We start from the raw sequence: 21,597 nt of genomic DNA, 5'->3' as shown, positions 1-21,597 counted from the left end.
AGGTGGTGAGAGCCCCACAATCGACCGGACGCCACGGAGCAGACATGGCATCGACTGCAAGCAGGCCGAGCAGGGTGGCGAAACTGCCGCCTCGTGAGCGCATTCTCGACGCGGCGGAAGAGCTCTTTCAGAGCGAGGGGATCCGGCGGGTGGGCGTCCAGGCGATCGCCGAGAAGGCCGAGACCACCAAAATGGCGATCTACCGGCACTTCGAGACCAAGGACGCGCTCGTCGCGGAGTGGCTGCGCATCGTCGCCGCCGATTATCAGGCGGCGTTCGACCGGGTCGAGGCCGAGTACCCAGGCCGTCCCAGAGAGCAGATCCTGGGCCTGGCCCGCTTCATCGCCGAGGGGCTGCCCGCGATCTCACACCGGGGCTGCCCGTTCATCAACTCCATCGCCGAGCTGCCCGACCGTTCCCACCCGGCACGGCAGGTGATCGAGGCGCACAAGGCGCTCCAGACCCGCAGGCTGGTCGGCATGTGCACCGAGGCCGGTCTCGCGGACCCCGAGCAGACCGCGGCCGAGATCACCTTCGTACTCGAAGGCGCACAGGTCAGCACGCACAACGGGAGCATCGATCAGGTGGGTGACCGGCTACTGAAGATCGTCGAGGGGATCGTGGATCGGCACCGCGCCGACCTCGCTCCGTCCCGGGCGACGACGGACTGACCGCACAGGTCGTGGAGTCCGGACGACGACGTCTCACCAAGGGAGGCAAGACGTCGGCCGCCCTACTTGTTCGGGTCCCGGAAGCGGCCGAACGCCTTCGTGAGGGCGCTCAGCGGCGAACCGTCCGCCTTGGTCGCCCCCGCCGTGCCCGGCCTGGGCACACCGTCACCACCGGTCACCTCGGCCAGCGCGGCCTGTGCCGCCTCAGCCGCCTGCTGGTACAGATCGCGGGAGTTCGTCATGGCTTCGAGAGCCTCCGCGTATCTGGTGACCATGGACTGGGCGTGGGTCAGCTCCTCGTCCGGGGTCAGCAGGTGCCAGCCCTGGCGCAGCTGTGTCAGGGCCCGCTCGGCCTCCGTCGGCAGCGGCCGTGGCAGTGCGGCGAACTCCTTGATCCTGTCGAGGAATTCGGCCGGTTCAGAGCCGTCCAGGAAGACACTGCGTACCGTGAAGCGCTCCGCGTCGTAATCCGGACTCTGCGGCGCCGTGGGCAGGATGACACCGCCGCCGCGCGGCATCCGCACGCTCAGCTCCCGCTTCATCGCGAAGTCGGCGATCTGCGCCTGCTCCGGCGTGCCCCGGTGCTCGACCACCCTGTGCCTCAGGCTCGGCGGCAGGAAGCTCGAGATCGGCTTCTGGCCTATCGCGTCCGGCGTCATCGCCTCGTGCACCACGATATGGATGGACCAGCTCTGCCGGGTGACGTCCCGCAGCCGGTGGCGCAGCTCGTCGTCGGCCTTCGGCAGGTAGTTCGTCGTCCGCAGGCGCACGCCCGGCACCGTGTCGTGGTCCCAGGGGACCCGTTCACTGTCGGGCCAGAACATGAGGGCGGGAGAAGGCCAGCGCGCGTCCCACGCCCGCTCCGCCTCGGCGGCGAGGACCCAGGTGACACCTTCGCTCTCCTTGCGGCGGGCCTCGGGGTCGTACAGCGTCAGCTGCGCGCGCACCGTGACGTCGTCGGCCACGCGCCAGCGGGCCTCGAAGAGACGGCGGGCCGACGGACCGGGGTCGGCGGACTCGTCCCGCGGGTGCAGGACGGTGGAGCGGGCCGCCTCGACGGGGTCGAGGTCCAGGAAGTCGTCGAGCACCCCGGCCGCCTTGAGGGCGATCAGGTTGCGTCGGACGTCCTGCTCGGGCTCGGGCCCGAGGTGGCGCCCGCGCCCCAGCCACGCGGTGTCGGGGACGGTGGTCGGTGAGGTGCTTTTCTTGGCCATAAAGTCGTTCTGTGAGTGGTCAGGGCCCGACCAGTATGGACCGTGGACCTGGCAATGGAAGCGGTACCCCGCCCACGGTTTCACCGTTGCCGGACGGAAAGCATGCAGAAGCAGCAAGTCACTCCTACACCACCATCACAGGTCAAAGGGGGCCGGTCTCGTCTTCCGGACGCCGGGAACACTGAATCGGCGGAAGTCCTCGACCTTGCCCGGCGGCGGGCTCGGCATCGCGGACCAGCGAGTGCCGTCCCACTGCGCCCAGCGGTTCGCGGCGGCGCCTCCTCCGGAGCTCTGCGGCCGCCGGCAACAGCAACGACGCCTGCGCCAACGGTTTGTCCGCTCGACCGGTACCCCGTACCAGCCGCACGGCCCGCCCTGCCGACGCACCTGCCCCACCCCGACCACCCCATGTCGGCACTGCAGGCGCAGGCAACCATGACCTGATCCGGAACTACGCCCCGCCGGGATCATCGGCGAAGTGCGGCAGGACCATCTCGACCAGTGCGTCGACGTCGGCATCGACCATCGGCTCGCCGGTCATGCCCATCCGGTGGAGCAAGACGCCGACCACGACGTCGATGAAGAACAGGATCCGGTGCTCCGGCTCTCCGAGCGCGTCCTGGAGCGCGAGCCGGTACGGGTCCTGCAACCGTGAGGACAGGATCTCGCGCAGGGCCGGGTCGCTCACGGCGTCGCTGAACACGCCGGCGAACGCATCGCCCACCCCGGGCTCGGCGATCGTCGCCGCGACCCAGCGGATCGTTGAGGACATGAGTTCGGCGCGACTGGTGCCCGTCAACGGCGCCGGGCCGAACGCGTCCAGGAGGCAGTCCACGATCAGCGCGCCCTTCGAGGGCCAGCGCCGATAGACCGTCGACTTCGCGACGCCGGCCGCGGCAGCGATGCGCTCGACGGTTGCGCGCGCGTAGCCGAGATCGTCGACCGTGCTCAACGTGGCGGCGAACACCTTGGTGTTGACGCCGGCTCGCGGACGACCGGGCGGTCTGGCGGATGTGGTCGAAGCCATATCCATACGATACCTGTTTCCGCTACCTTGAGTATCGATACCTGAGGTCGCGAAACTATCTGGGCCACTGGACAAGGAGAAGCCATGAGCGAGGTCACTGCTGTGGAGCGGCCGCCGGAGCCGAACTGGTCGGCGATAACGCCCGAAGAGCTGCGCACCTACCGCGACGCGGAGAACCGCTTCCGGGCGTCCACCGCGGCGCGGGCGATACTCGGGGATCCGGATCCCGGCGCCGCGATCCAGTGGCGGAAGGTGACGCTGCCCGGCCGTGAGCTGCCGGTCCGGGTGTACCGGCCCTCACCCGGACTCGACGGCCGGGGTGCCGACCGGGCCGACCTGCCCCTCGTGCTGCACATACACGGAGGAGGGTTCGCGGGCACGGCGGTGCAGAGCGACTGGGTGAACAGTCACCTGGCCGCTCAACTGCCCGCCGTCGTCGTCTCGGTCGAGCACCGCCTCCTCGACCAGGAGACTCCGCTGTCGGCGGCCGTCGACGACGGCTGGGACGTGCTCCAGCACGTCGTGCAGCATGCCGCGCGGTGGGGCATCGACCCGGCGCGGACCGCCGTTTTCGGCGAGAGCTGCGGCGGGTTGATCAACGCCCTGGCAGCGATCCGCGCCAAGGAGTCCGGCCTGCACCTCCGGGCGCAGGTACTGGTCAACCCCGCTGTGGACGTGACCGAGACGATGCTCGACCACGCCTCCATCGCCGAGTACGCCCGCACCCCGACCCTCGCCGTGCCGCAGCTGCAACTGTTCCAACGGCTCGCAGTCGCACCGGAAACCGACCCTCGCACGCTCTCGCCGCTGTACGCCGACCATCTGAACGGGCTGGCACCGGCGCTCGTAGTGGTGCCGACATTCGACCCGATAGCCGATCACGGCCGCCGCTACGCCGAACGACTGCAAGCAGCCGGGACGCAAGCGCGACTCTCCGAATACCCGGGAGCCGGGCACGCGTTCCTCAGCGTGCCGGGCATGGAACAGCAGGCCGAGCCCGCGCGGGCGGAGATCCTGGAGTTCCTCCGAGCCTCCCTCACCGAGTGAGACGACCTGGGCGACGCTGGGCTGAGCCGGGACAACTCCCTGTCCGCTGGCCCTCGTAGCGGTGACACTGCTACAGAAACGAACGCGACCGGCACGGATCATGGAGGAGACGCAGTGAAGCGCATCGGTGTCATCGGAGTGGGCGAGATCGGCAGGGCCATCGTGACGGGGCTGTGCGACGGGGGCGGCGGCGAGTCGCCAGAGGTGTTCCTCTCTCCCCGGGGAGCCCGCACGGCCGCCGAACTGTCCTCGCGCCACGAGGGCGTACAGGTGTGCGCCGACAATCAGGAGGTGGTGGACCGCTCCGAGGTGGTGATCATCGCCGTACGCGCACCGGACCGGCACGAAGCACTGGCCGGCCTGAAGGTGGCCGACGACAAGACCGTGGTCAACGTAATGGCCGGCGTCGCCAACGACGACCTGCGCCAACTGCTTGCCACCGAAGCGGTGTTGGTACGGGCGATCCCGCTTCCCTCCGTACGCGAACGCCGCTCCGTCACGGTGACGTTCCCCTCCCACCCGGTGGTGGACGCGCTCTTCGAGCGTCTCGGCGGGGTCCAGCCAGTGGCGGACGAGGCGGCCTTCAACGTCTTCTCCGCGCTGACGGGGACGCTGACCACGCACTACTCGTACCTCGCCACGCTCACGTCGTGGGCCATCGGCCACGGCGTGGCCGCCGCCGACGCGGACAGCTACGTTCGCAGCCTCTTCCAGGGCGTCGGCCGCGCCTTGAGCGACGAGACCCGCTCGCTGCACCAGCTCGCCGCCGACCACGAGACGCCGAACGGAAACAACGAACGCATCCGCACCACGTGGTTCGGACCGGCCAACTCCGAAGCCCTCAACAAGGCGCTCGACGGTCTCCTCGCCGATCTGTAGGCAGCCGGCCGGAATCGGAATCAGACAGCGAGGGAGATCTCGGTCGACTTGATCAGGGCGACGACGGAGGAGCCGGAGGTCAGCTTCAGGTCGGCGACGGCGTCCTTGGTGATGGCAGCGGTCAGTTCGCCGCCCTGAACGGAGACCTTCACGGCAGCCATGGCACCACCGGTGGCGACGTCGGTGACGGTGCCGGGGATCTGGTTACGGATGGACAGGCCCGCGACCGGGCCCGTCGCCAGCGAGACCTCCGTGGACTTCACGAGGGCCTTGACCGCGGAGCCCTCAGCGAGACCGAGCTCCTTGACGGCCTCAAGGGTGATCGCGGCGGTGACGTCCTGGCCGCCGTCGAGACGGACCTTGACGGTCGCCATGACCTCGCCCGGGGTGACGGCGGTGACGGTTCCGGCGATCTGATTGCGGATGCTCAGACTCATGAAGACTCGCCTCACAGGGAGATCTAGTGCTGATTTGTCAGGCTGTTCGCCTGCGGTGATTCACACGTTAATGCCCCGAAACGGGCCCACGACGGAGGGTGGTCGCATCCACAAGGCTGTCGGCCGGAACACCTGGCAGATCGGACGAACCCGGAAGTCACGAGCTGTTCGGGACCTTCGCCTCGGCGGCAGCGGGGTCGCCATCGTTCGACGACCGCACCGGCCGCACGCCCCAGCGGCCGGGCAGTTGAGCGGTCGTTCGATAGGCTCCGACAGCGATGCCGCGCGCCGCCGCGAGGATCCCCCACGTCACTGCCCCATGGCATTTGCGAAGCAAAGTGGCCGAATTTCCTTGCATATGCAAGGAAAGCGCCTCTACCCTTGCGCGTATGCAGCGTTACACAATCGGGCAGGCGGCCCGCCTCCTCGGCGTGAGTCCGGACACCGCACGCCGGTGGGCCGATGCCGGGCGCGTGGCCACCCATCGTGATGATGGCGGACGTCGACTTATCGACGGGCGGGATCTGGCAGCCTTCTCGGTCGAGCTCGCCAAGAACGACGGCGAGGACGACAGTTCCTACACCTCGGTCCGCAACGCCTTCCCTGGCATCGTGACCGCCGTGAAGCTCGGCGACATCGCGGCCCAGGTCGAGATCCAGGCGGGGCCGCACCGGCTCGTCTCGCTCCTGACCCGGGAGGCCGTGGAAGAGCTGGGCCTTGAAGTCGGCATGGAGGCCACCGCCCGCGTGAAGTCGACCAACGTACATATCGACCGGACCTGACTCCTCTCGGACCAGTGCACCGGGCGGCCAAGCGATCGTGCCCCCGTAGGTGCGCCCGGACCGCCACCGGTTCTCCCACGAGTCGAAATCATGGACCGAGTGAACGCTCCGTGACCCGCTCCGCTTCTTTCGTGCTTCTCGTGCATCCCGTACGTCTCGTACGTCTCGTACGTCTCGCCCTTCACTGGGAACGACTGCGGCGCCCCACCGCCCCGTCAGAGGTGGTGAGGCGCCGCTGTCAGGCCCGTCAGGCCTAGAAGTCCATGTCGCCGGCCGGCTTGGCACCGGGCTCCGGGCGCTGGTTCCGCTCGCCCCTCTCGACGTCTGCCTGCTCGTCCGGCCGCTGGGGCTTCTGCTTGTTGCGCTCCTGCTCGCGGCGGGCGCGGCTCTTGTCCTGGGGGGACTGACGGTTACCCATGATCGTTCCTTACTCTTTGTGCACGCACCTTTGCGTGCGGTAACCATTCCAGTGCACCCCCACTCGGGAAAGCTGGCCGATACATGTACTGCCGGACCCCTCAGCCCCTCAACCCCTCGGCCGGTGGCCCCTAGGTGCCACCGGCCGCCGCACCCGCCTGGAACGTCTTCCGATACATCTGCGGCGACACCCCGATAGCCGCCTGCAGGTGCTGCCGCAGCGACGTCCCGGTGGCGAATCCGACCTCCGCCGCGACCCGGTCGACCGGCAGATCGCTGGACTCCAGCAGATGCCGTGCCCGGTGCACCCGCTGCTGGATCAGCCACCGGCCGGGACTCACGCCCGTCTCCTCCTGGAAGCGGCGCGCGAACGTGCGTGGGCTCATCCGGGCGTGCGCGGCCAACTCCCGCAGGGCGAGCGGCCGGTCGAGGCGCCCCAGGGCCCAGGCGCGGGTGGCGGCGGTGCCGGTGGCACCCTCGTCCGGGATCGGCTGCTCGATGTACTGGGCCTGGCCGCCCTCCCGCCACGGCGGCACGACACAGTGCCGGGCGACCCGGTTGGCGACCGCGCTGCCGTGGTCGGAGCGCACCACGTGCAGGCACACGTCGACCCCGGAGGCCGCGCCCGCGGAGGTCAGCACGTCACCGTCGTCGACGAACAGCACGTCGGGGTCCAGGGGGACGTGCGGAAACATCCGCCGGAAGTGGTCCGCGAGCGCCCAGTGCGTCGTCGCGGGCCGCCCGTCCAGCAGACCGGCGGCGGCGAGCGTGAAGGCCCCCGTGCAGATGGAGACGAGTCGCGTGCCGGGCCTGATCCGGGCGAGCGCGGCGCGCACCGGCTCCGGAAGTTCGGCGGTGACGCGTCGCAGATCGTAAGGCGGCAGGACCACCGTGTCCGCGCTCTCCAGCGCCTCGGGGCCATGCCCGACCGTGATGGTGAAGTCGGCGTCGGTGGCCACCGTGCGGTCGTCGGTCGCCGAGCAGGTCACCACCTCGTACGCCCCTGGGACCAACGGGAAGACCCGGTTCGGGATGCCGAGCTCGAAGGGGTACACGCCGTCGAGCGCGAGAACGACCACGCGGTGCGGGCGGTCGGGCAGGAATTCCATCGAGGCCATGGCACGATCTTATCGCTTAATGGCAATCTTGCCATTGCCGAGGTCAGGCCCTTGCCGCACGCTGGATCCATGACCACCGACACCACTTCTCAGCCCGCAGAACCGACCGAGCCGACCGAGCCGACCATGAAGGCGATCAGCCAGGACACCCTGGGCGACCCCGACGTACTGGAGGAGGTCGAGGTCGCGCGCCCGAAGCCCGGCGTCGGCCAGATCCTCGTCGCCGTGCACGCCGCGGGCGTGAACCCGACCGACTGGAAGCACCGCAGGTTCGGCGCCTTCCTCGGCAAGCCGCCGTTCACGCTCGGGTGGGACGTGTCGGGCGTCGTCGAGGCGGTCGGCATCGGCGTCTCGCTGTTCAAGCCGGGCGACGAGGTGTTCGGGATGCTGCCCTACCCCTACGGGGCCGGTTCGCACGCCGAGTACGTGACCGGGCCCACCCGCGCTTTCGTGCCCAGGCCCGCCGGGCTGAGCCACGTCGAGGCGGGCGCGCTTCCGCTGGTGGCGCTGACCGCCTGGCAGGCCCTCGTCGACAACGCCGAGGTCGAGGCCGGACAGCGAGTGTTGGTGCACGCGGCGGCCGGTGGCGTGGGCCATGTCGCGGTGCAGATCGCCAAGGCGCGCGGCGCGTACGTCATCGGCACGGCCTCTGCCGCCAAGCACGACTTCGTACGCGGACTCGGCGCTGACGAGGTCATCGACTACCGCACCGCCGACTTCGTGCAGGAGGCCCGCGACATCGACGTGGTCCTCGACCCGCTGGGCGGCGATGACCGGCTGCGCTCCCTGGAGGTGCTGCGTCCTGGCGGCATCCTGGTGTCGATCCTGCCGGGCGACTTCGATGACGTGACCGCGCGCGCGGCCGAGTTGAACGTGCGGGCCACCGACATGCTGGTGGAGCACGACCAGGCGGGCATGGCCGCGATCGCGGAGCTCGTGGAGTCCGGACAACTCCGGGCCCACGTCTCGGGCACGTACGCGCTCGCCGAGGCCGCCAAGGCGCACGCGGAGGGCGAGACGGGGCGCGTCACGGGGAAGCTGGTGCTCACGGTCCGCCCGTAGGGACGGCACAGGGGGGGGGGGGGGGGGGGGGGGGGGGGGGGGGGCCGCGGCCCCCCCCCCCCCCCCCCGCACCAAAGGGTGCTCCTCCCCCTCCCCACCCCCCTTCCCCCCCCCCCCCCAGGCCCCCCCCCCCCCCCCCCCCCCCCCCCCCCCCCCCCCCCCCCCCCCCCCCCTCTACGCGTAGAACGCGGGTCGCTCGACCAGCTCGACCTCGGTGCGCCCGCCCTCCCGTTGGGACACCACGCCCGCCTCGCACACGGCCGCGGCCGCGTAGCCGTCCCAGGCGCTCGGTCCTGTGATCTCGCCCCTGCGGGTGGCGTCCACCCAGGCCTGCACCTCGCGGTCGTAGGCATCCTCGAAACGCTCGACGTAGTCCGGAGGGACGCCGCCTCCCCAGCGGCCGTCGGCACTGATTCGGGGCCCTTGTTCGTCCCCGATGCGTACGGTGCCACGCTCGCAGACCGCCTCGGCCTGCACCTGGTAGCCGTAACCGCAGTGCCCGAAGATCTCCACGTCGACGAGCGCGCCCGACGTGGTCTCGAAGAGAACGAACTGCGGGTCGTTCATGCCGGACGGGGCGAGCGACGACGCCGTCGGCTTGTGCACGGTGACAGCCGTGATCTCCTGATCGAGCAGCCAGCGCGTCGCGTCCACCTCGTGGGAGACCGAGCTGGTGATGAGCATCTCGTCGGTGAAGGCCGGCGGCATCGCCAGATTGCGATGCCGTTGGTGCAGCATCAGGGCCGCGCCCAGCTCACCGCTCTCGATGAGCCTTTTGAGCTTGACGTACTCGGCGTCGTAGCGCCGCATGAAGCCCACTTGGATGCGCCGACGCCCGAGCCGCTGCTCCGCCTCCAGGATCCGCAGGGCGGAAGCCGTGTCCGGAGTCATCGGCTTCTCGCACAGCACCGGCAGATCGCGGCCGAGGGCTTCGACCAGGGCCGACTCGTGCGCGGGGCCGGGAGAGGCGATGAGTACGGCATCCACTTCTTGCGACGCGAGGGCGGACGCCGTCTCGGTGTAGGCCGTGCACCCGTCGATCGTGGCGGCGAGGGACTTCGCCCGGTCCGCCTCGATGTCGACGACGGCTGTCACCCGCGCTCCGCTGATGACGTCATGGAGACGGCGTACATGGTCGGCGCCCATCTTCCCGGTGCCGACGACGGCCACACCGAGTTCTCGCTCACTTGGCATGAGTGTGCTGTCTCCCCTCCTGGTGCAGGACTCCCCCGCACCTCATCCGCAGCAAGAGAGAACCCTCATTCCACCGCACCGTCAACGCTCAGGACAGCACCTTGCCGGGGTTCAGCACGCCGTGCGGGTCCAGAGCCTGCTTCACGGCGCGCTGCATGGCCATGGCCTCCGGCGTGATCTCCGCGGCGAGGCCCGGGCGTTTGAGCAGGCCCACCCCGTGCTCGCCGGAGACCGTGCCGCCCAGCGCGATGGCGTCGGCGATGATCTCGGCGAAGGCCGCCTGCGCCCGGGTGCGTGCGGCGTCGTCGCCGGGCGGGGTGATCAGCAGCGGGTGCAGGTTGCCGTCGCCCGCGTGCGCGATGTTGGCGATGAGGATGTCGTGCCGGGAGGCGGTCTTCTCGATGCGGCCGAGCATCTCCGGGATGTGCTCCTTGGGCACACAGATGTCCTCGGTCAGGACCGGACCCAGACGTTCGAGGGCGGGATAGGCGAGCCGCCTGGCCGCGAACAGGGCGTCGGCCTCGTGCTCGTCCGTGGACCGCTCGGCCCAGGAGGCACCGGCCCCGCGGAAACAGTCGACCATGCGCTCGGCCTGGGCGTCGCCGGTCTCGCCCGGCTCGTCGATCCGGCCGAGGAGTACTACATCGGCGTCGAGCGAGAGGCCCATGTTCTTCCACGCGTCGACGGCACGCAGGCAGTGCCGGTCGATCAGTTCAAGCGCCGACGGAGTCAGCCCCGCGTCGGCCACGGCGCGTACGGCGGCTCCGGCGTCGACGACGGAGCCGAAGTGGCCTGCGACCGTGACCGAGGCCGGCGGCATGGGCCGCAGGCGGACGGTCACCTCCGTGACGATGCCGAGCGTTCCTTCCGAGCCGACGACGAGCCCCGTCAGGTCGTAGCCTGCGACGCCTTTCGCCGTGCGCCGGCCGAGCCGCACGATCTCACCGAGTCCGTTGACCATCTCCAGGGCGAGGACGTAGTCACCGGTGACGCCGTACTTGACGCAGCAGACCCCGCCTGCGTTGGTGGCCACGTTGCCGCCGATGGTCGACCAGGGGGAGCTCGCGGGGTCCGGCGGATACCAGAGACCGTGCTCGGCCACCGCCGCCCGCAGATGGTCGTTGACGACCCCGGGCTGCACGACCGCCAGACGCTCCAGAGGGTTCACCTCGACGATCTCGTCCATGCCGTCGAGCGCCACGACCACGTGCCCCTCGCCCGAGTTGGCGCCCCCGGAAAGGCCGGTGCCCGCGCCGCGGGCGACGACCGGAGTGCGGTGCCGGATACAGGCACGCACCGTGTCGGCGACGTCTTGGGTGCACCTCGCGCGGACGACGGCCGCGGGTCGGCCGCTGGGCGCCCATGCCGCTTGGTCACTGCGGAAGGCCTCGACACTGTCCGGATCGGTGAGTACCCGGTCGGCAGGGATGTGCTCGAGGATCGCTCGAACGACCGTGGCGCTCATCGTGTGTCCTCTCGGTGGGTTCGCCCCGGGGCGTGCGTTTCGGTGGCATGCATACCTGTATCCCGTCCCCTCGGCGCAGTACCGCCAGGTCGGCGCGGTGCTGCTGATGTCGATCGAAACATGTGGGCGCGGCGATCCGCACGGAGAGGATCTCCATGCTCCGGCCCCTGCCACGGAGAGATCATCCACAGTGAGCTCCTGGGCCCCATTGCATCATGAGGGGTACACACGAGAACGGCTGGCTGCGGCTGCTGTCCGACGCTCCACCGCCCGATCGCCCGACGAGATCGACTCACTGCGCCTCGCGCTCATCGCCGAGAGCAGGACCACCCCAACGCACTGTGCCAGCGCCCCAACCGGGCCGACGACCTGCTCGGCGAGGGCCGGCGCAGTGCGGACCGGGCCCTAGGCACGCCGACCGGCCTGACGGGGGCCTAGGCTCCCGCACATGCTCAGACTCGGAGTTCCCGTCATCGGCGTAAGCGACATTCCGCGCGCGGTCGCCTTCTGGACGCAGGCGCTGGACCTGGTCGCCACCGCGGAGTGGAAGAGCGAGGCCTGGCGAACGCTCGACCACGCCGACGGCTCCGGCCGGGCCCTCGGCCTGCAGCACAGCACGTCTCCGGTGGAGCCCCGGCCGCGGCTCCATCTGGACCTGTTCACCGACACCACGGAGGAACAGCACGCCGAGGTCCGGCGGCTGGTCTCACTGGGTGCACGAGCCGTCGAATGGGACCTCTATCCCCCGGACCCCGACTTCGTCGTTCTCGCCGACCCGGACGGCAACCTCTTCTGCGTGGTCGACTTGAGCCGCGCGCCCAGCGGCAGCAACCGGCCGCCTACCGGTCGGGCACCCCTCCTCCCCTAGGCCGTGTCTGCTGGATCTTTCCCGGCTCCTGATAGATCAGTGATTCGTGCGCCCCCGGGGTTGCGGCAGGGTGCCGGTCGCGTCGTCTGAAGGGGCGACATGATGGTGCCGAGTAACAGCAACTCCGACGAAGGCGGCATGACATGGCCTATGGCTACATCGGTTCAATGAAGACCCAGCCCGGCAAGCGCGACGACGTGGTCGCGATCCTGCTCTCCGGAGCCGATAGTCTCCGCGAGCTTGGCTGCAGAAGCTACGTGGTGGGCCTGGCCGCCGAAGAGCCGGACACGATCGTGGTCACGGAGGTCTGGGAATCGAAGGACCACCACGACGCATCCCTGCGGTTGCCCGAGGCCAAGGAAGCGATCGCTGCCGCCATGCCCATGCTCACCGGCGAGTTCACCAGTCGCGAACTGGTTGTCGTCGGCGGCCTCGGCGCTGGCGACTGATGGATCATGGTTTGAGCCAGAGGAAGATGGCTGCGACATGGAGCGCGGCCTGATCGTTCGTGGCGAGTTTGTCGGTGCGCATGGCAATGCCGCGCCATTGCTTGAGCCGGTTGATGCAGCGTTCGACAGCGTTGCGGAGGCGGTAAGCATCACGGTCGAGCGCGATCGGGCGGCCGCCGCGTGGTCCGCGGCGCTTCCGGTTGGCCTGCTGGTCAGCGGGTTCGGGGATGACCGCGCGGATTCCGCGCCTGCGTAGGTGGGCGCGAATCGCCCGAGATGAGTAGGCGCGGTCAGCGAGCACGGTGTCGGGACGGACACGAGGTCGACCAACCGGGCGCGGGACACGGATAGCGGCCATGACACGCTCGAACTGCGGTGCGTCACCTGCTTGTCCGGCGGTGACTACGAAGGCGATCGGGCGGCATCGGCCGTCGGCGGCCAGGTGGACTTTGGTGCTCGGTCCGCCGCGGGATCGGCCGAGAGCGTGGTCGTTCGGCTCACCGGCCGGAGCCCCCTTTTCGCGGCGCCGGCGGCGTGCTGGTGAGCGCGGACGACCGTGGAACCGACGCCGACAAGCCAGTCCAGATCGCCATCCGCGTCCGCGCGGGCCTGCAAAGCGACGAGGACGCGGTGCCAGGTGCCATCGCGGGCCCGAGGGGGATCGTCGGCACGCGCGGTGGCAGCGGCCGAGAGCGTCACTGCCCGGACGGCGCCAGGTGTGCACGCTCGCCCTGCGCGCCGAACAGGGCGAGCAGCTCCGCCGGTTGGCTGTCGGCGCTGCCGATCCAGTGCGGTACGCGGGTGTCGAACTCCGCGGCCTCGCCGACGCCGAGCCGGAACTCCCGCTCCCCGAGTACGAACCTGACGTGCCCGTTGAGGACGTAGAACCACTCGTAACCCTCGTGGGTCCGCAGGTTCAAGGTCGGTGACCGGTCGGCGGGTGGGTAGATCACCTTGTAGGCCTGGATGCCGCCGGGCCGCCTGGTCAGAGGCACCATCACAAGCCCGGAACGCCGTACTGGCCGCAGGTGGACGCGCGGGTCGCCGGTGGGCGGCGCCGCGACGAGATCGTCGAGCGGGACGTCGTACGCCCGGGCCAGGGGCAGCAACTGCTCAAGGGTGGGGTGAAGCTTGCCGTTCTCCAGGCGGGACAGCGTGCTCGCCGTGAGGCCGGTTTCGTCAGCCAGCGCGGCCAGCGTGGTGCTCCGCGCCTGGCGCAGAGCACGCAGACGCGGCCCGACTCCGGCCAGAACATCGCCTGTGGGGTTGTCCATGTCCCCGATGATGCGGATCGATTGTGCGGATCCGCAACTTTTCTTGCTGGAGTGAAAGGGCGGTGTCGATGCTGTCCGTACCTCACCGGCGCCGAAGGTTCGTTCGTATCGGATCGCGCTCGGCACGCCGGCCGACGAAGGGCAACTCAGATGGACCCCATCCGACGCCAACGATCCACCGCCGATGCCACCGCGAGCGACCAGGGCTCGGCGGGCGAGGACGCCGAGCTGTTCTGGGAGCGGCACTACCGCGCCCAGAACAGCTCGGGCGCCCGTGTCAACCCGCTGCTCGCCGAGACCGCCGCACCGCTGCGCCCCGGCTCCGCCCTGGATCTGGGCTGCGGCGCGGGCGGCGACTCCATCTGGCTCGCGCAGCAGGGCTGGCAGGTCACCGCCGTGGACATCTCCACCACCGCCGTCGAACGCCTACGGGACCGCGCTCACGAACTCGGCGTCCTGGACCGGGTCGTCGCCGAACAGCACGATCTGGCCGTCAGCTTCCCGGCGGGCCGGTTCGACCTCATCTCCGCCCAGTACTTCCAGACCCCGTTCGCGTTGCCCCGCGACCAAGTCCTGCGAGCCGCCGCACACGCCCTCCGTCCCGGCGGTCGCCTGCTGATCGTCGACCATGGCTCCACCGCGCCCTGGTCATGGGACCAGGACCCCGACATCCACTACCCCACACCCACCGAGATCGCCGCCGAGCTCGACCTCGACCCCACACGCTGGACCGTCGTGCGCGCCGACATGCCCCGCCGCCGGGCCACGGGCCCCGCCGGTGAGATCGCCACCGTCATCGACAACGTCCTGCTCGTCCAACGAGCGGCCGAAGCGGAGCGCCCCCGCACTCGGGTGCGGGACACCGGCCCTCCGTCGACCGGCGCCGACGAGAAGGCCACCCTGCGGGGCTTCCTCGACTACCTGCGGAACTCGATCGGGGACAAGGTCACGGACGTACCGGAACCGCAGGTCCGGACAGGGCCCGTACCCTCGGGCACCAACCTCCTCGGCCTGCTCAGGCATCTGACGTACGTCGAACGGTTCTACTTCCTCGGTGAGGATGCCGGGAACTGGCCTGCCACGATGCGGCCGTCCAAGCTGGACACCGTCGACAGCGTGCTCGCCGACTACCGGGCTGCCGTCGGGCGCGCGAACCAGGTCATCGACGCCTGCACAGATCTGGCTCTGCCCGCCCCGCGACCCCCGCGCCGGGGCCCGGCACCGTCGATGCGCTGGGTCCTGGTGCACATGATCGAGGAGACCGGCCGACACGCGGGCCACGCGGACATCATCCGCGAACAGATCGACGGCTCCACCGGCCGCTGACAGCGGGTGCGATGAGTCTCGCCGTGGTCGCCGGTCTGTATCCACGACAACACACCGTCAACCGCACGCGAGGAGAGCACCATGACCGCCACCTACACCTTCGACGTCTTCTCCAGCCTCGACGGCTTCGGCGCCGCCGGCGGCGGCTGGACCGGCTACTGGGGCAAGCAGGGCCCCGAGCTCCTCGACCACCGCCTCGCCCTCTACGGCGAGGAGCAGCGGATGGTCTTCGGGGCCAACACCTATCGGGCGTTCGCGCGGATGCTGGCTTCGGGCACCGAGGAGTTCGAGGTACTCGACCCATGGGTCACACGGATGAGGAGCCTGCCCGCGACGGTGGTGTCGACCACGCTGGAAGGGGCCCTCGACTGGCCGGACGCGACCATCGCGAGCGGCGATGCCGTCGACGTCGTCGCTCTGCTCAAGAAGGAGTCCGAGGTGCCGTTGCGTTCGCACGGCAGTCTGTCGATGAACCGGGCGCTGATGGCCGCCGGTCTGGTCGACCGTGTCCAGGTCACGCTCTTCCCTGTGATCACCGGGCGGACAGGCCTCGACCCGATCTTCCAGGGTGCGGCCGACTTCGACCTCGAGCTGATCGAGCACCGGACGCTCGACGGCCACATCCAAGAACTCGTCTACCGGCCTACCCTGCATGTCTGAGCAGACTCACCCCGTGTGAACTGGAGAACAGACGTGAGGATCACGACCCGGACGGTGCGGTACGCCACCGGCAGCGACAGCAAACTCGTCGACATCTACGCCTCGGAGCAGCAGGACGATCGGTGTGTGCTGCTGTGGCACGGAATGGGGCCCGACGAGCGGGACGTGATGGCGCCGCTTGCCCAAGAGATCGCCGGGTCGGGCCTCACCGTCCTTGTCCCCGACTGGCGTTCGGACCAGGCCGACGGGGGCCGGGCGCATCTCACCGACTCCTTGCGGTTCGGGCGCGACTACGTCCGCGCACTCAGCGACGGAGAAGGGGAGTTGATCCTCGCCGGGTGGTCCGCGGGGGCAGGCGCCGCGATGGCTGCAGCCCTCCAGCCGGAGCTCTTCGACGGCTGGAGGCCGACCGCGGTGATCGGCATCGCGGGCGGCTACCGCTTCCCGGCACGCGCCACGGGCACCGTTCCCCTCCGCGTGATCGGCCCGGCGGTGACACCGGTGCCCGTACGGCTCGTGCACGGCACCGCGGACACGATCGTGCCCGGCGATTCCTCGCGCGAACTGCACGAAGCCCTGCTCTCGCACGGCTGGGACTCCGAACTGTCCGAGCCCGCCACGGACCACGCCGGGGTGCTGGGCTGCGTCTACGATCCCGGCACGGGGCGGTGTCTGCCGGCGACCGAGCCCTCCGTGTCGGACCTCGGGCGAGAGACCGCCCGCGTGGTGGCGGGCGCCCTCACTGGAAAGCCGGCATGACTTCCTTGATGAACAGCTCCAGGGACTCGCGCTTCTCCTCGTGCGACAGGCCGGTGTCGATCCAGAAGCTGTACTCGTCGATGCCGAGCTCCTCGTAGGCGCGCAGCCGCTCGACCACTTCTTCCGGGGTGCCGATCATCGCGGTCTTGTGCAGCGACTCCGGTTCGAACTCGGGACGGTCCTCGAACTTCGACTCCGGGCTGGGGGCGAGGAATCCGTTGTCAGGGGTGTTCTTGTTGCCGAACCAGGCGTCGAAGGTCCGGTAGAAGCGGTTGATCGCCTCCGCGGCGGGGCGCCATCCTTCGGGCTCGTCGGGCGAGTGGACGTGTGTGTGCCGCAGCACCATCAGGTCGGGGCGCGGCACCTCGGGGTGGTTGGCCACCGCGGTGTCGAACTTCCGCTTGAGGTCGGCCACTTCCTCCTCGCCCTTCATCAGCGGGGTGACCATGACGTTGCAGCCCTGGCTCACCGCGAAGTCGTGGGAGTCGGGGTCGCGGGCGGCGATCCACATGGGCGGGGTGGGCTGCTGCACCGGCTTGGGCACACTGGTCGACGTGGGGAACTGCCAGATGTCGCCGTCGTGGGCGTAGTCGCCCTGCCAGAGCGCACGGACTGCGGGCACGAGCTCACGCAGGTGTTTCCCGCCGTCGCGGGCCGAGACGCCGTCCGTCATCCGGTCGAACTCGAACTGGTAGGCGCCCCGGGCAAGGCCGACCTCCATGCGACCGTTGCTGATGACGTCGAGCAGGGCACATTCACCGGCGGCCCGGATCGGGTGCCAGAACGGGGCGATGATGGTTCCCGCGCCCAGGCGGATGGTCGAGGTCTTCGCGGCGATGTGGGCGAGCAGCGGCATGGGGCTGGGGGAAATGGTGTACTCCATCGCATGGTGCTCCCCGATCCACACGGTGGAGAACCCGCCTGCCTCGGCCATGAGGGCCAGTTCGGAGAGGTTCTCGAACAGCTGCCGGTGGCTGTCCTCCTCGTCCCAGCGCTCCATGTGAACGAACAACGAAAACCTCATGGCTGCTCCTCTTCTTCGGTACCCAGGGCGAGCGGGGCGTCCTGGTGACTGTGGTCCATCTCGGTGAGGGTGACGTCCCCGGTGGCCCAGTGCGTGCGGGGGACTTCGTGGACGACGACCCGGATGTATTCGGGCCGGGTGTTCGTGGTGCGCAGGACCGCGCCGTGCACCTCGTGGATCAGGTCCCGGATCTGTGCCGGAGTGCGGCCCTCGGCGAGCGTGATGGCGATCTGTGGCATGTCAGCTCCGCGTGGTTCAGTCCCGCGTGGTTCAGTCCCGCGTGTTCAGTCCCGCATGGCTCAGTCCCACATGGCTCAGTCCCACGTGGTTCAGCTCCGCATCGTGAACGGGTCGGCCACGGGCTCCTCGCTCGTGTTGATCCAGACGCTCTTGAGGCGGGTGTACTCCTTGATGGACTCGGTGCCGTGTTCGACGCCGGACCCGCTGGTCTTGAAGCCCTGCCGCGGCGACATCGGGGACATGGCCCGGTAGGTGTTGACCCAGACGGTCCCGGCGTCCAGACGTGCCGCCATCCGGTGTGCCCGTGCGAGGTTCGTCGTCCAGACGCCGGCCGCGAGTCCGTACTCGGTGTCGTTGGCCAGGCGTACGACTTCGTCCTCGGTGTCGAACGGCATGACCGCAAGGACGGGGCCGAAGATCTCCTCGCGGACGACGCGCATGCTGTTGTCGACGTCCACGAGGATGGTGGGCTCGTAGAAGTAGCCGCCGAGCCCGCCGTCGGTGGGGCGTCCGCCGGTCAGCACCCGGGCGCCTTCGCTGCGTCCGAGGTCGACGTATCCGGCCACCTTGTCGCGCTGGTCCTCGAAGGCCAGCGGTCCGAGTTCGGTCGCCTCGTCCATGGGATCGCCGATGCGGATGGTCTTGGCGCGCTCACAGACGCGTTCGAGCAACTCGTCGTAGACGGAACGGTGCGCGAAGACACGGCTCCCCGCGATGCAGGTCTGTCCCGCGGCGGCGAAGATACCGGCGACGACTCCCATCGCGGCGTTGGGGATCTGCGCGTCGTCGAAGACGATGTTGGGCGACTTGCCGCCGAGTTCGAGCGTCGAGCCGATGAACCGGCTCGCGGTCGCCGCGGCGATACGGGCCCCGGTGGCGGTACTGCCGGTGAAGGAGATCTTCGCGAGGTCGTGGTGGTCGACCAGCGCCTGCCCGGCCTCGGCGCCGAACCCGGTGACGACGTTGACCGCGCCCGGCGGGAACCCCGCTTCGAGTGCCAGCTCGGCGAGCTTGAGGACGGTGGACGAGGTGTACTCCGATGGCTTGATCACGACGGTGTTGCCCGCGCAGAGAGCCGGGGCCAGCTTGCTGCTGGTCAAGGTCAGCGGCGAGTTCCAGGGAGTGATCGCGCCGACGACACCGAGCGGCTCCCGGGCCGTGTAGTTGAGGACCTGGCGGTCGGAGGTGGGGATGAAGTCGCCGTGGATCTTGTCGGCAAGGCCGGCGTAATAGTGGAAGTACTCAGGCAGTGTGGCCAGTTGCCCGCGCATCTCGCGCAGCAGTTTGCCGTTGTCCAGCGACTCCATGCGGGCGAGGTCTTCGGCGTTCTCGGCGATCAGGTCTCCGAGGCGACGCAGGAGGTGCCCGCGTCGCGTCTGGCTGAGGTCGCGCCACCGCGGGTCCTCGAAGGCCCTGCGTGCGGCGGCCACGGCCCTGTCGACGTCGGCCGCGTCCCCGCGTGCTGCCCGGTAGAGGACCTGGCGCGTGGCCGGGTTGGTGCTCTCGAAGTACTCCCCCGACGCGGGCTCCACCCACGTACCGCCGATGAAGTGCTGCAACGTGATGAGTTCAGACATGTGCGCGCTCTCCGATGAAGGTGGTGAGACAGTCGACGAACGCGTCGGGGCGCTCGACGGGCAGCATGTGACGTGCTGTGGGGATGACTTCGGCGCGGCAGTGCGCGAGCGCCGAGGCGAGCCGGTGGGTCATCCCGGGGGTGGAGCCGGGATCGTCCTCACCGGTCACAGCCAGTGCGCGTACGGCGATGGAGCCCAGGTCAGGGCCGAGTTCGGCGTCCGCGGTGGCGAACACCCGATAGCAGGCGAGGAAGGACCCGACGTCGTTGGCCAGGAGCGTGGCCCTGGTCCGGGCGACACATGCGGGGTCCACGTCGGTGCCTGCGTACCAGCGCTCCAGGGAAGCGGCGGCACTCGCCTCGAAGTCCGCCTCCGCGGTGCGCAGCCGTTCGAGGACGGACGCCCGCTCCTGGGGCGTACGGTCGCACACCGAGCTGACCGAGGTCAGTGTGGCCACCAGCTCCGGACGGTGCAGCGCCACGTGCTGGGCGACGAGCGCCCCGAGCGAGAATCCGACGAGGTGGGAGCCTGCGGGAATCTCGTCGACGACCCCGTCGGCCAGGTCGCCGAGCGTCACCCCGTCGCGCGCGGGCGAGCGCGTGCCGTGGCCCGGCAGGTCGGGGGTGATCACGGTGAAACGGTCGGCCAGGAGCGCGGCGGTGGGCTCCCACATGGAGTGGTCGAGCCCGACGCCGTGCAGCAGCACCACGGTCGGCTTGCTCATACGTTCCTACTGCTCGGTCGACAGGGGCGCGAGGCGCTGCTGCGGACGGCCCTGGGCGGCGGCTGCGAGCGCGATGACGATCTCGTTCGCGTGGGGGGCGTCGGTGAGCCGGATCTCGATGGTCTGGTGGTGCGAGCGGATCGTGGCGTCGGTGATGTGCTTCAGCGGAATGTCGAAGACCACTCCGGCGGGTCCGCGCTTCTCGACCGCCGGCAGCAGGGTGGTGGCGCCCGCGGCCTTGCGGAAGTGGTCGCCGAACTTGAGCGTGTGGATCAGCGCCGAGCCGTGCTCGACCTCGCCGTCCAGGCCGACGACGGCGGCCTTCCCGTACGCCTCGGCGGGAGCGTCCAGGGCTTCGAGCACCGCGGGGGCGAGGAGCGCGCCGATGTCGGACGCATGTGCGTCGATGCCGGGATTGAGGTCTTCGACGAAGCCCTGACCGGCCCACGGGTTCTCGATCACCGCTGCGACGACGGCGATCCGGGCGGGGCTGCCGACTGCGCGGCCGCCTTCGGTGTGGATCTCCTCGACGACGGTCACGATCTTGCGGACGTTCATGAGGGGACTTCCTCCAGTGTTTCGGTGGTGACGAGTGTTTCGGTGGTGACGACGGGGTCGGTCATGCGGTCCCCGATGCGGGGGTGGGGGCGCGGGCCCGTCGACGCGGCCGCGATGACGACGATCTCGTCGGCACGCGGGGCGTCGGGAACGCGGGCGCTGATGGTCTGGTAGTGGCTGCGGGTCGCGGCAAGTGTCTTGTGCCAGAGGGGGACGACCAGCGTTTCGCCTGCCTCGGCGCGCGTGTCGGCGAAGCAGATGATCGACTCGCCCTGGAGGAACTCCCGGACCAGATTCCCGAAGTACGGGGTGTGGATGAGGGCACCGGCGTGCTCGATCTCGCCCGCCGTGCCGACGATGGCGGCCTTGCCGAACGATTCGATCTCGTCCACGCCGCCGAGCGCGCCGATGAGCCGGTCGGTCAGCATCCTCGCCAGTACAGGCGCGACGTGGGCCTGCTCCGGGGACAGATCGGTCGAAGGGCCGACACCGGTCCAGGGGTTCCGGATGACGGCGGCGACGCTGGCTCGCCTGGCCGGTTGCGCGGGCACCTCGCCCGCCTCGGTGAGGACGACGTCGCGGTAGAGCACGAGCTTACGGAGACCGATGCTCGCGTCCGGACGATCCAGGTTGCTCTCTTGCATGCAACAGGACGTTAGACATGCCCTCCGGTGCCGGTCAAGAGGGAAGGCGGGGCGACTTACTCGAATCCACTGGACGGTGCCCCATGGGGCTTCAAATCACTTCTGAGCTGGCTACTTACTGCATCCACACGGTCTCGGGCGATTCGATTCGACCGATCCCTTGACGCTCAATCCACGGCAT

24 protein-coding genes and 3 pseudogenes are annotated in these 21,597 nt (G+C 69.6%); 11 read left to right on the top strand and 16 right to left on the bottom strand.

Annotation, left to right across the window (positions count from 1 at the left end; translation table 11 throughout):
- The first annotated feature begins 44 nt into the window (after positions 1 to 44).
- On the top strand, positions 45 to 671 hold the full coding sequence (locus tag ACZ5CR_RS25885; RefSeq protein ID WP_468861412.1) for a TetR/AcrR family transcriptional regulator: 627 nt from the start codon (positions 45 to 47) through the stop codon (positions 669 to 671).
- Between the two features lie 62 nt (positions 672 to 733).
- On the opposite strand, the gene ACZ5CR_RS25880 is transcribed toward ACZ5CR_RS25885, so the two are convergent.
- Both ACZ5CR_RS25880 and ACZ5CR_RS25875 read right to left on the bottom strand, forming a co-directional pair.
- Positions 734 to 1,885, bottom strand: a complete 1,152-nt coding sequence (locus ACZ5CR_RS25880; protein WP_468861410.1) for a hypothetical protein — start codon at positions 1,883 to 1,885, stop codon at positions 734 to 736.
- Between the two features lie 451 nt (positions 1,886 to 2,336).
- Positions 2,337 to 2,912 carry a TetR/AcrR family transcriptional regulator gene (locus ACZ5CR_RS25875; protein ID WP_468861408.1) on the bottom strand — a complete coding sequence of 192 codons (576 nt, stop codon included), beginning with the start codon at positions 2,910 to 2,912 and terminating at the stop codon, positions 2,337 to 2,339.
- Between the two features lie 84 nt (positions 2,913 to 2,996).
- On the opposite strand from ACZ5CR_RS25875, the gene ACZ5CR_RS25870 reads away from it, so the two are divergent.
- Both ACZ5CR_RS25870 and ACZ5CR_RS25865 read left to right on the top strand, forming a co-directional pair.
- Complete coding sequence (locus tag ACZ5CR_RS25870) at positions 2,997 to 3,959, top strand: alpha/beta hydrolase (RefSeq protein ID WP_468861407.1); 963 nt, start codon at positions 2,997 to 2,999, stop codon at positions 3,957 to 3,959.
- Between the two features lie 114 nt (positions 3,960 to 4,073).
- Complete coding sequence (locus tag ACZ5CR_RS25865; RefSeq protein ID WP_468861405.1) at positions 4,074 to 4,838, top strand: NAD(P)-binding domain-containing protein; 765 nt, start codon at positions 4,074 to 4,076, stop codon at positions 4,836 to 4,838.
- A gap of 20 nt (positions 4,839 to 4,858) precedes the next feature.
- On the opposite strand, the gene ACZ5CR_RS25860 is transcribed toward ACZ5CR_RS25865, so the two are convergent.
- Positions 4,859 to 5,275 (bottom strand): TOBE domain-containing protein, encoded by a 417-nt coding sequence (locus ACZ5CR_RS25860; protein ID WP_468861403.1) that lies wholly within the window; start codon positions 5,273 to 5,275, stop codon positions 4,859 to 4,861.
- A gap of 157 nt (positions 5,276 to 5,432) precedes the next feature.
- Positions 5,433 to 5,588, bottom strand: a complete 156-nt coding sequence (locus tag ACZ5CR_RS25855; protein WP_468861402.1) for a hypothetical protein — start codon at positions 5,586 to 5,588, stop codon at positions 5,433 to 5,435.
- Positions 5,589 to 5,664: 76 nt separating this feature from the next.
- Between ACZ5CR_RS25855 and ACZ5CR_RS25850 the strand changes: the two genes are divergently transcribed.
- The gene (locus tag ACZ5CR_RS25850) at positions 5,665 to 6,057 is read left to right on the top strand and encodes a TOBE domain-containing protein (RefSeq protein WP_468861400.1); all 393 of its coding nucleotides are present in this window, start codon (positions 5,665 to 5,667) and stop codon (positions 6,055 to 6,057) included.
- 253 nt (positions 6,058 to 6,310) lie between these two features.
- Here the strand turns inward: ACZ5CR_RS25850 and ACZ5CR_RS25845 are convergent, their stop codons facing one another.
- Both ACZ5CR_RS25845 and ACZ5CR_RS25840 read right to left on the bottom strand, forming a co-directional pair.
- On the bottom strand, positions 6,311 to 6,475 hold the full coding sequence (locus ACZ5CR_RS25845; protein WP_389907530.1) for a hypothetical protein: 165 nt from the start codon (positions 6,473 to 6,475) through the stop codon (positions 6,311 to 6,313).
- Between the two features lie 130 nt (positions 6,476 to 6,605).
- On the bottom strand, positions 6,606 to 7,592 hold the full coding sequence (locus ACZ5CR_RS25840) for a GlxA family transcriptional regulator (RefSeq protein WP_468861399.1): 987 nt from the start codon (positions 7,590 to 7,592) through the stop codon (positions 6,606 to 6,608).
- Positions 7,593 to 7,661: 69 nt separating this feature from the next.
- Between ACZ5CR_RS25840 and ACZ5CR_RS25835 the strand changes: the two genes are divergently transcribed.
- On the top strand, positions 7,662 to 8,654 hold the full coding sequence (locus ACZ5CR_RS25835; RefSeq protein ID WP_468861397.1) for an NADP-dependent oxidoreductase: 993 nt from the start codon (positions 7,662 to 7,664) through the stop codon (positions 8,652 to 8,654).
- Positions 8,655 to 8,828: 174 nt separating this feature from the next.
- On the opposite strand, the gene ACZ5CR_RS25830 is transcribed toward ACZ5CR_RS25835, so the two are convergent.
- On the bottom strand, positions 8,829 to 9,848 hold the full coding sequence (locus ACZ5CR_RS25830; protein ID WP_468861395.1) for a Gfo/Idh/MocA family protein: 1,020 nt from the start codon (positions 9,846 to 9,848) through the stop codon (positions 8,829 to 8,831).
- An 88-nt stretch (positions 9,849 to 9,936) separates the two neighbouring features.
- Complete coding sequence (locus ACZ5CR_RS25825) at positions 9,937 to 11,313, bottom strand: FAD-binding oxidoreductase (protein WP_468861394.1); 1,377 nt, start codon at positions 11,311 to 11,313, stop codon at positions 9,937 to 9,939.
- A 448-nt stretch (positions 11,314 to 11,761) separates the two neighbouring features.
- Here ACZ5CR_RS25825 and ACZ5CR_RS25820 point away from each other — a divergent pair, with 448 nt between their 5' ends.
- Positions 11,762 to 12,181: a VOC family protein gene (locus ACZ5CR_RS25820; protein WP_468861392.1), complete on the top strand. Its 420-nt coding sequence runs from the start codon at positions 11,762 to 11,764 to the stop codon at positions 12,179 to 12,181.
- A gap of 143 nt (positions 12,182 to 12,324) precedes the next feature.
- Positions 12,325 to 12,630: a putative quinol monooxygenase gene (locus tag ACZ5CR_RS25815; protein ID WP_468861390.1), complete on the top strand. Its 306-nt coding sequence runs from the start codon at positions 12,325 to 12,327 to the stop codon at positions 12,628 to 12,630.
- A gap of 4 nt (positions 12,631 to 12,634) precedes the next feature.
- On the opposite strand, the pseudogene ACZ5CR_RS25810 reads toward ACZ5CR_RS25815, so the two are convergent.
- Positions 12,635 to 13,275: pseudogene (locus ACZ5CR_RS25810) on the bottom strand (IS5 family transposase); the annotation flags it as partial.
- Between the two features lie 50 nt (positions 13,276 to 13,325).
- A complete protein-coding gene (locus ACZ5CR_RS25805) occupies positions 13,326 to 13,904 on the bottom strand; it encodes a helix-turn-helix domain-containing protein (RefSeq protein WP_468861388.1) in 579 nt (192 codons plus the stop codon).
- 150 nt (positions 13,905 to 14,054) lie between these two features.
- Here ACZ5CR_RS25805 and ACZ5CR_RS25800 point away from each other — a divergent pair.
- The 4 genes and pseudogenes from ACZ5CR_RS25800 to ACZ5CR_RS25785 form a co-directional block, all read left to right on the top strand.
- Positions 14,055 to 14,576: pseudogene (locus ACZ5CR_RS25800) on the top strand (class I SAM-dependent methyltransferase); the annotation flags it as partial.
- A 135-nt stretch (positions 14,577 to 14,711) separates the two neighbouring features.
- Positions 14,712 to 15,230, top strand: a complete 519-nt coding sequence (locus ACZ5CR_RS25795) for a DinB family protein (RefSeq protein ID WP_468861756.1) — start codon at positions 14,712 to 14,714, stop codon at positions 15,228 to 15,230.
- Positions 15,231 to 15,311: 81 nt separating this feature from the next.
- Complete coding sequence (locus ACZ5CR_RS25790; protein WP_468861386.1) at positions 15,312 to 15,890, top strand: dihydrofolate reductase family protein; 579 nt, start codon at positions 15,312 to 15,314, stop codon at positions 15,888 to 15,890.
- A gap of 33 nt (positions 15,891 to 15,923) precedes the next feature.
- Positions 15,924 to 16,649, top strand: coding sequence for an alpha/beta hydrolase (locus tag ACZ5CR_RS25785; RefSeq protein WP_468861384.1), 726 nt, complete (start codon positions 15,924 to 15,926; stop codon positions 16,647 to 16,649).
- Here ACZ5CR_RS25785 and ACZ5CR_RS25780 read toward each other — a convergent pair.
- The 6 genes and pseudogenes from ACZ5CR_RS25780 to ACZ5CR_RS25755 form a co-directional block, all read right to left on the bottom strand.
- Positions 16,630 to 17,673, bottom strand: a complete 1,044-nt coding sequence (locus tag ACZ5CR_RS25780; RefSeq protein WP_468861381.1) for an LLM class flavin-dependent oxidoreductase — start codon at positions 17,671 to 17,673, stop codon at positions 16,630 to 16,632. The two genes, ACZ5CR_RS25785 and ACZ5CR_RS25780, sit on opposite strands and share 20 nt — an antisense overlap.
- Positions 17,670 to 17,915: pseudogene (locus tag ACZ5CR_RS25775) on the bottom strand (tautomerase family protein); the annotation flags it as partial. The pseudogene ACZ5CR_RS25775 and the gene ACZ5CR_RS25780, both read right to left, overlap by 4 nt.
- A gap of 87 nt (positions 17,916 to 18,002) precedes the next feature.
- Entirely contained in the window at positions 18,003 to 19,490 is a 1,488-nt protein-coding gene (locus tag ACZ5CR_RS25770; protein ID WP_468861378.1) for an aldehyde dehydrogenase, read from the bottom strand.
- Positions 19,483 to 20,214 (bottom strand): alpha/beta fold hydrolase, encoded by a 732-nt coding sequence (locus tag ACZ5CR_RS25765; RefSeq protein ID WP_468861377.1) that lies wholly within the window; start codon positions 20,212 to 20,214, stop codon positions 19,483 to 19,485. Before ACZ5CR_RS25765 ends, ACZ5CR_RS25770 begins: the two co-directional genes overlap by 8 nt.
- Before the next feature lie 6 nt (positions 20,215 to 20,220).
- Positions 20,221 to 20,772, bottom strand: a complete 552-nt coding sequence (locus ACZ5CR_RS25760; RefSeq protein WP_468861375.1) for an amino acid synthesis family protein — start codon at positions 20,770 to 20,772, stop codon at positions 20,221 to 20,223.
- Complete coding sequence (locus tag ACZ5CR_RS25755; RefSeq protein WP_468861373.1) at positions 20,769 to 21,416, bottom strand: amino acid synthesis family protein; 648 nt, start codon at positions 21,414 to 21,416, stop codon at positions 20,769 to 20,771. Before ACZ5CR_RS25755 ends, ACZ5CR_RS25760 begins: the two co-directional genes overlap by 4 nt.
- Positions 21,417 to 21,597 lie beyond the last annotated feature (181 nt).

Source organism: Streptomyces sp. NPDC031274, assembly GCF_055570235.1.
The sequence above is the reverse complement of the archived record's forward strand: the minus strand, read 5'-3'. Positions and strand labels throughout refer to the sequence as shown.

Coding starts and splice junctions, on each gene's coding strand:
- ACZ5CR_RS25885 (WP_468861412.1), top strand. CDS start 45: ATGGCATCGACTGCAAGCAGGCCGAGCAGGGTGGCGAAACTGCCGCCT.
- ACZ5CR_RS25880 (WP_468861410.1), bottom strand. CDS start 1,885: ATGGCCAAGAAAAGCACCTCACCGACCACCGTCCCCGACACCGCGTGG.
- ACZ5CR_RS25875 (WP_468861408.1), bottom strand. CDS start 2,912: ATGGCTTCGACCACATCCGCCAGACCGCCCGGTCGTCCGCGAGCCGGC.
- ACZ5CR_RS25870 (WP_468861407.1), top strand. CDS start 2,997: ATGAGCGAGGTCACTGCTGTGGAGCGGCCGCCGGAGCCGAACTGGTCG.
- ACZ5CR_RS25860 (WP_468861403.1), bottom strand. CDS start 5,275: ATGAGTCTGAGCATCCGCAATCAGATCGCCGGAACCGTCACCGCCGTC.
- ACZ5CR_RS25850 (WP_468861400.1), top strand. CDS start 5,665: ATGCAGCGTTACACAATCGGGCAGGCGGCCCGCCTCCTCGGCGTGAGT.
- ACZ5CR_RS25845 (WP_389907530.1), bottom strand. CDS start 6,475: ATGGGTAACCGTCAGTCCCCCCAGGACAAGAGCCGCGCCCGCCGCGAG.
- ACZ5CR_RS25840 (WP_468861399.1), bottom strand. CDS start 7,592: ATGGCCTCGATGGAATTCCTGCCCGACCGCCCGCACCGCGTGGTCGTT.
- ACZ5CR_RS25835 (WP_468861397.1), top strand. CDS start 7,662: ATGACCACCGACACCACTTCTCAGCCCGCAGAACCGACCGAGCCGACC.
- ACZ5CR_RS25830 (WP_468861395.1), bottom strand. CDS start 9,848: ATGCCAAGTGAGCGAGAACTCGGTGTGGCCGTCGTCGGCACCGGGAAG.
- ACZ5CR_RS25825 (WP_468861394.1), bottom strand. CDS start 11,313: ATGAGCGCCACGGTCGTTCGAGCGATCCTCGAGCACATCCCTGCCGAC.
- ACZ5CR_RS25820 (WP_468861392.1), top strand. CDS start 11,762: ATGCTCAGACTCGGAGTTCCCGTCATCGGCGTAAGCGACATTCCGCGC.
- ACZ5CR_RS25815 (WP_468861390.1), top strand. CDS start 12,325: ATGGCCTATGGCTACATCGGTTCAATGAAGACCCAGCCCGGCAAGCGC.
- ACZ5CR_RS25805 (WP_468861388.1), bottom strand. CDS start 13,904: ATGGACAACCCCACAGGCGATGTTCTGGCCGGAGTCGGGCCGCGTCTG.
- ACZ5CR_RS25790 (WP_468861386.1), top strand. CDS start 15,312: ATGACCGCCACCTACACCTTCGACGTCTTCTCCAGCCTCGACGGCTTC.
- ACZ5CR_RS25780 (WP_468861381.1), bottom strand. CDS start 17,673: ATGAGGTTTTCGTTGTTCGTTCACATGGAGCGCTGGGACGAGGAGGAC.
- ACZ5CR_RS25770 (WP_468861378.1), bottom strand. CDS start 19,490: ATGTCTGAACTCATCACGTTGCAGCACTTCATCGGCGGTACGTGGGTG.
- ACZ5CR_RS25765 (WP_468861377.1), bottom strand. CDS start 20,214: ATGAGCAAGCCGACCGTGGTGCTGCTGCACGGCGTCGGGCTCGACCAC.
- ACZ5CR_RS25760 (WP_468861375.1), bottom strand. CDS start 20,772: ATGAACGTCCGCAAGATCGTGACCGTCGTCGAGGAGATCCACACCGAA.
- ACZ5CR_RS25755 (WP_468861373.1), bottom strand. CDS start 21,416: ATGCAAGAGAGCAACCTGGATCGTCCGGACGCGAGCATCGGTCTCCGT.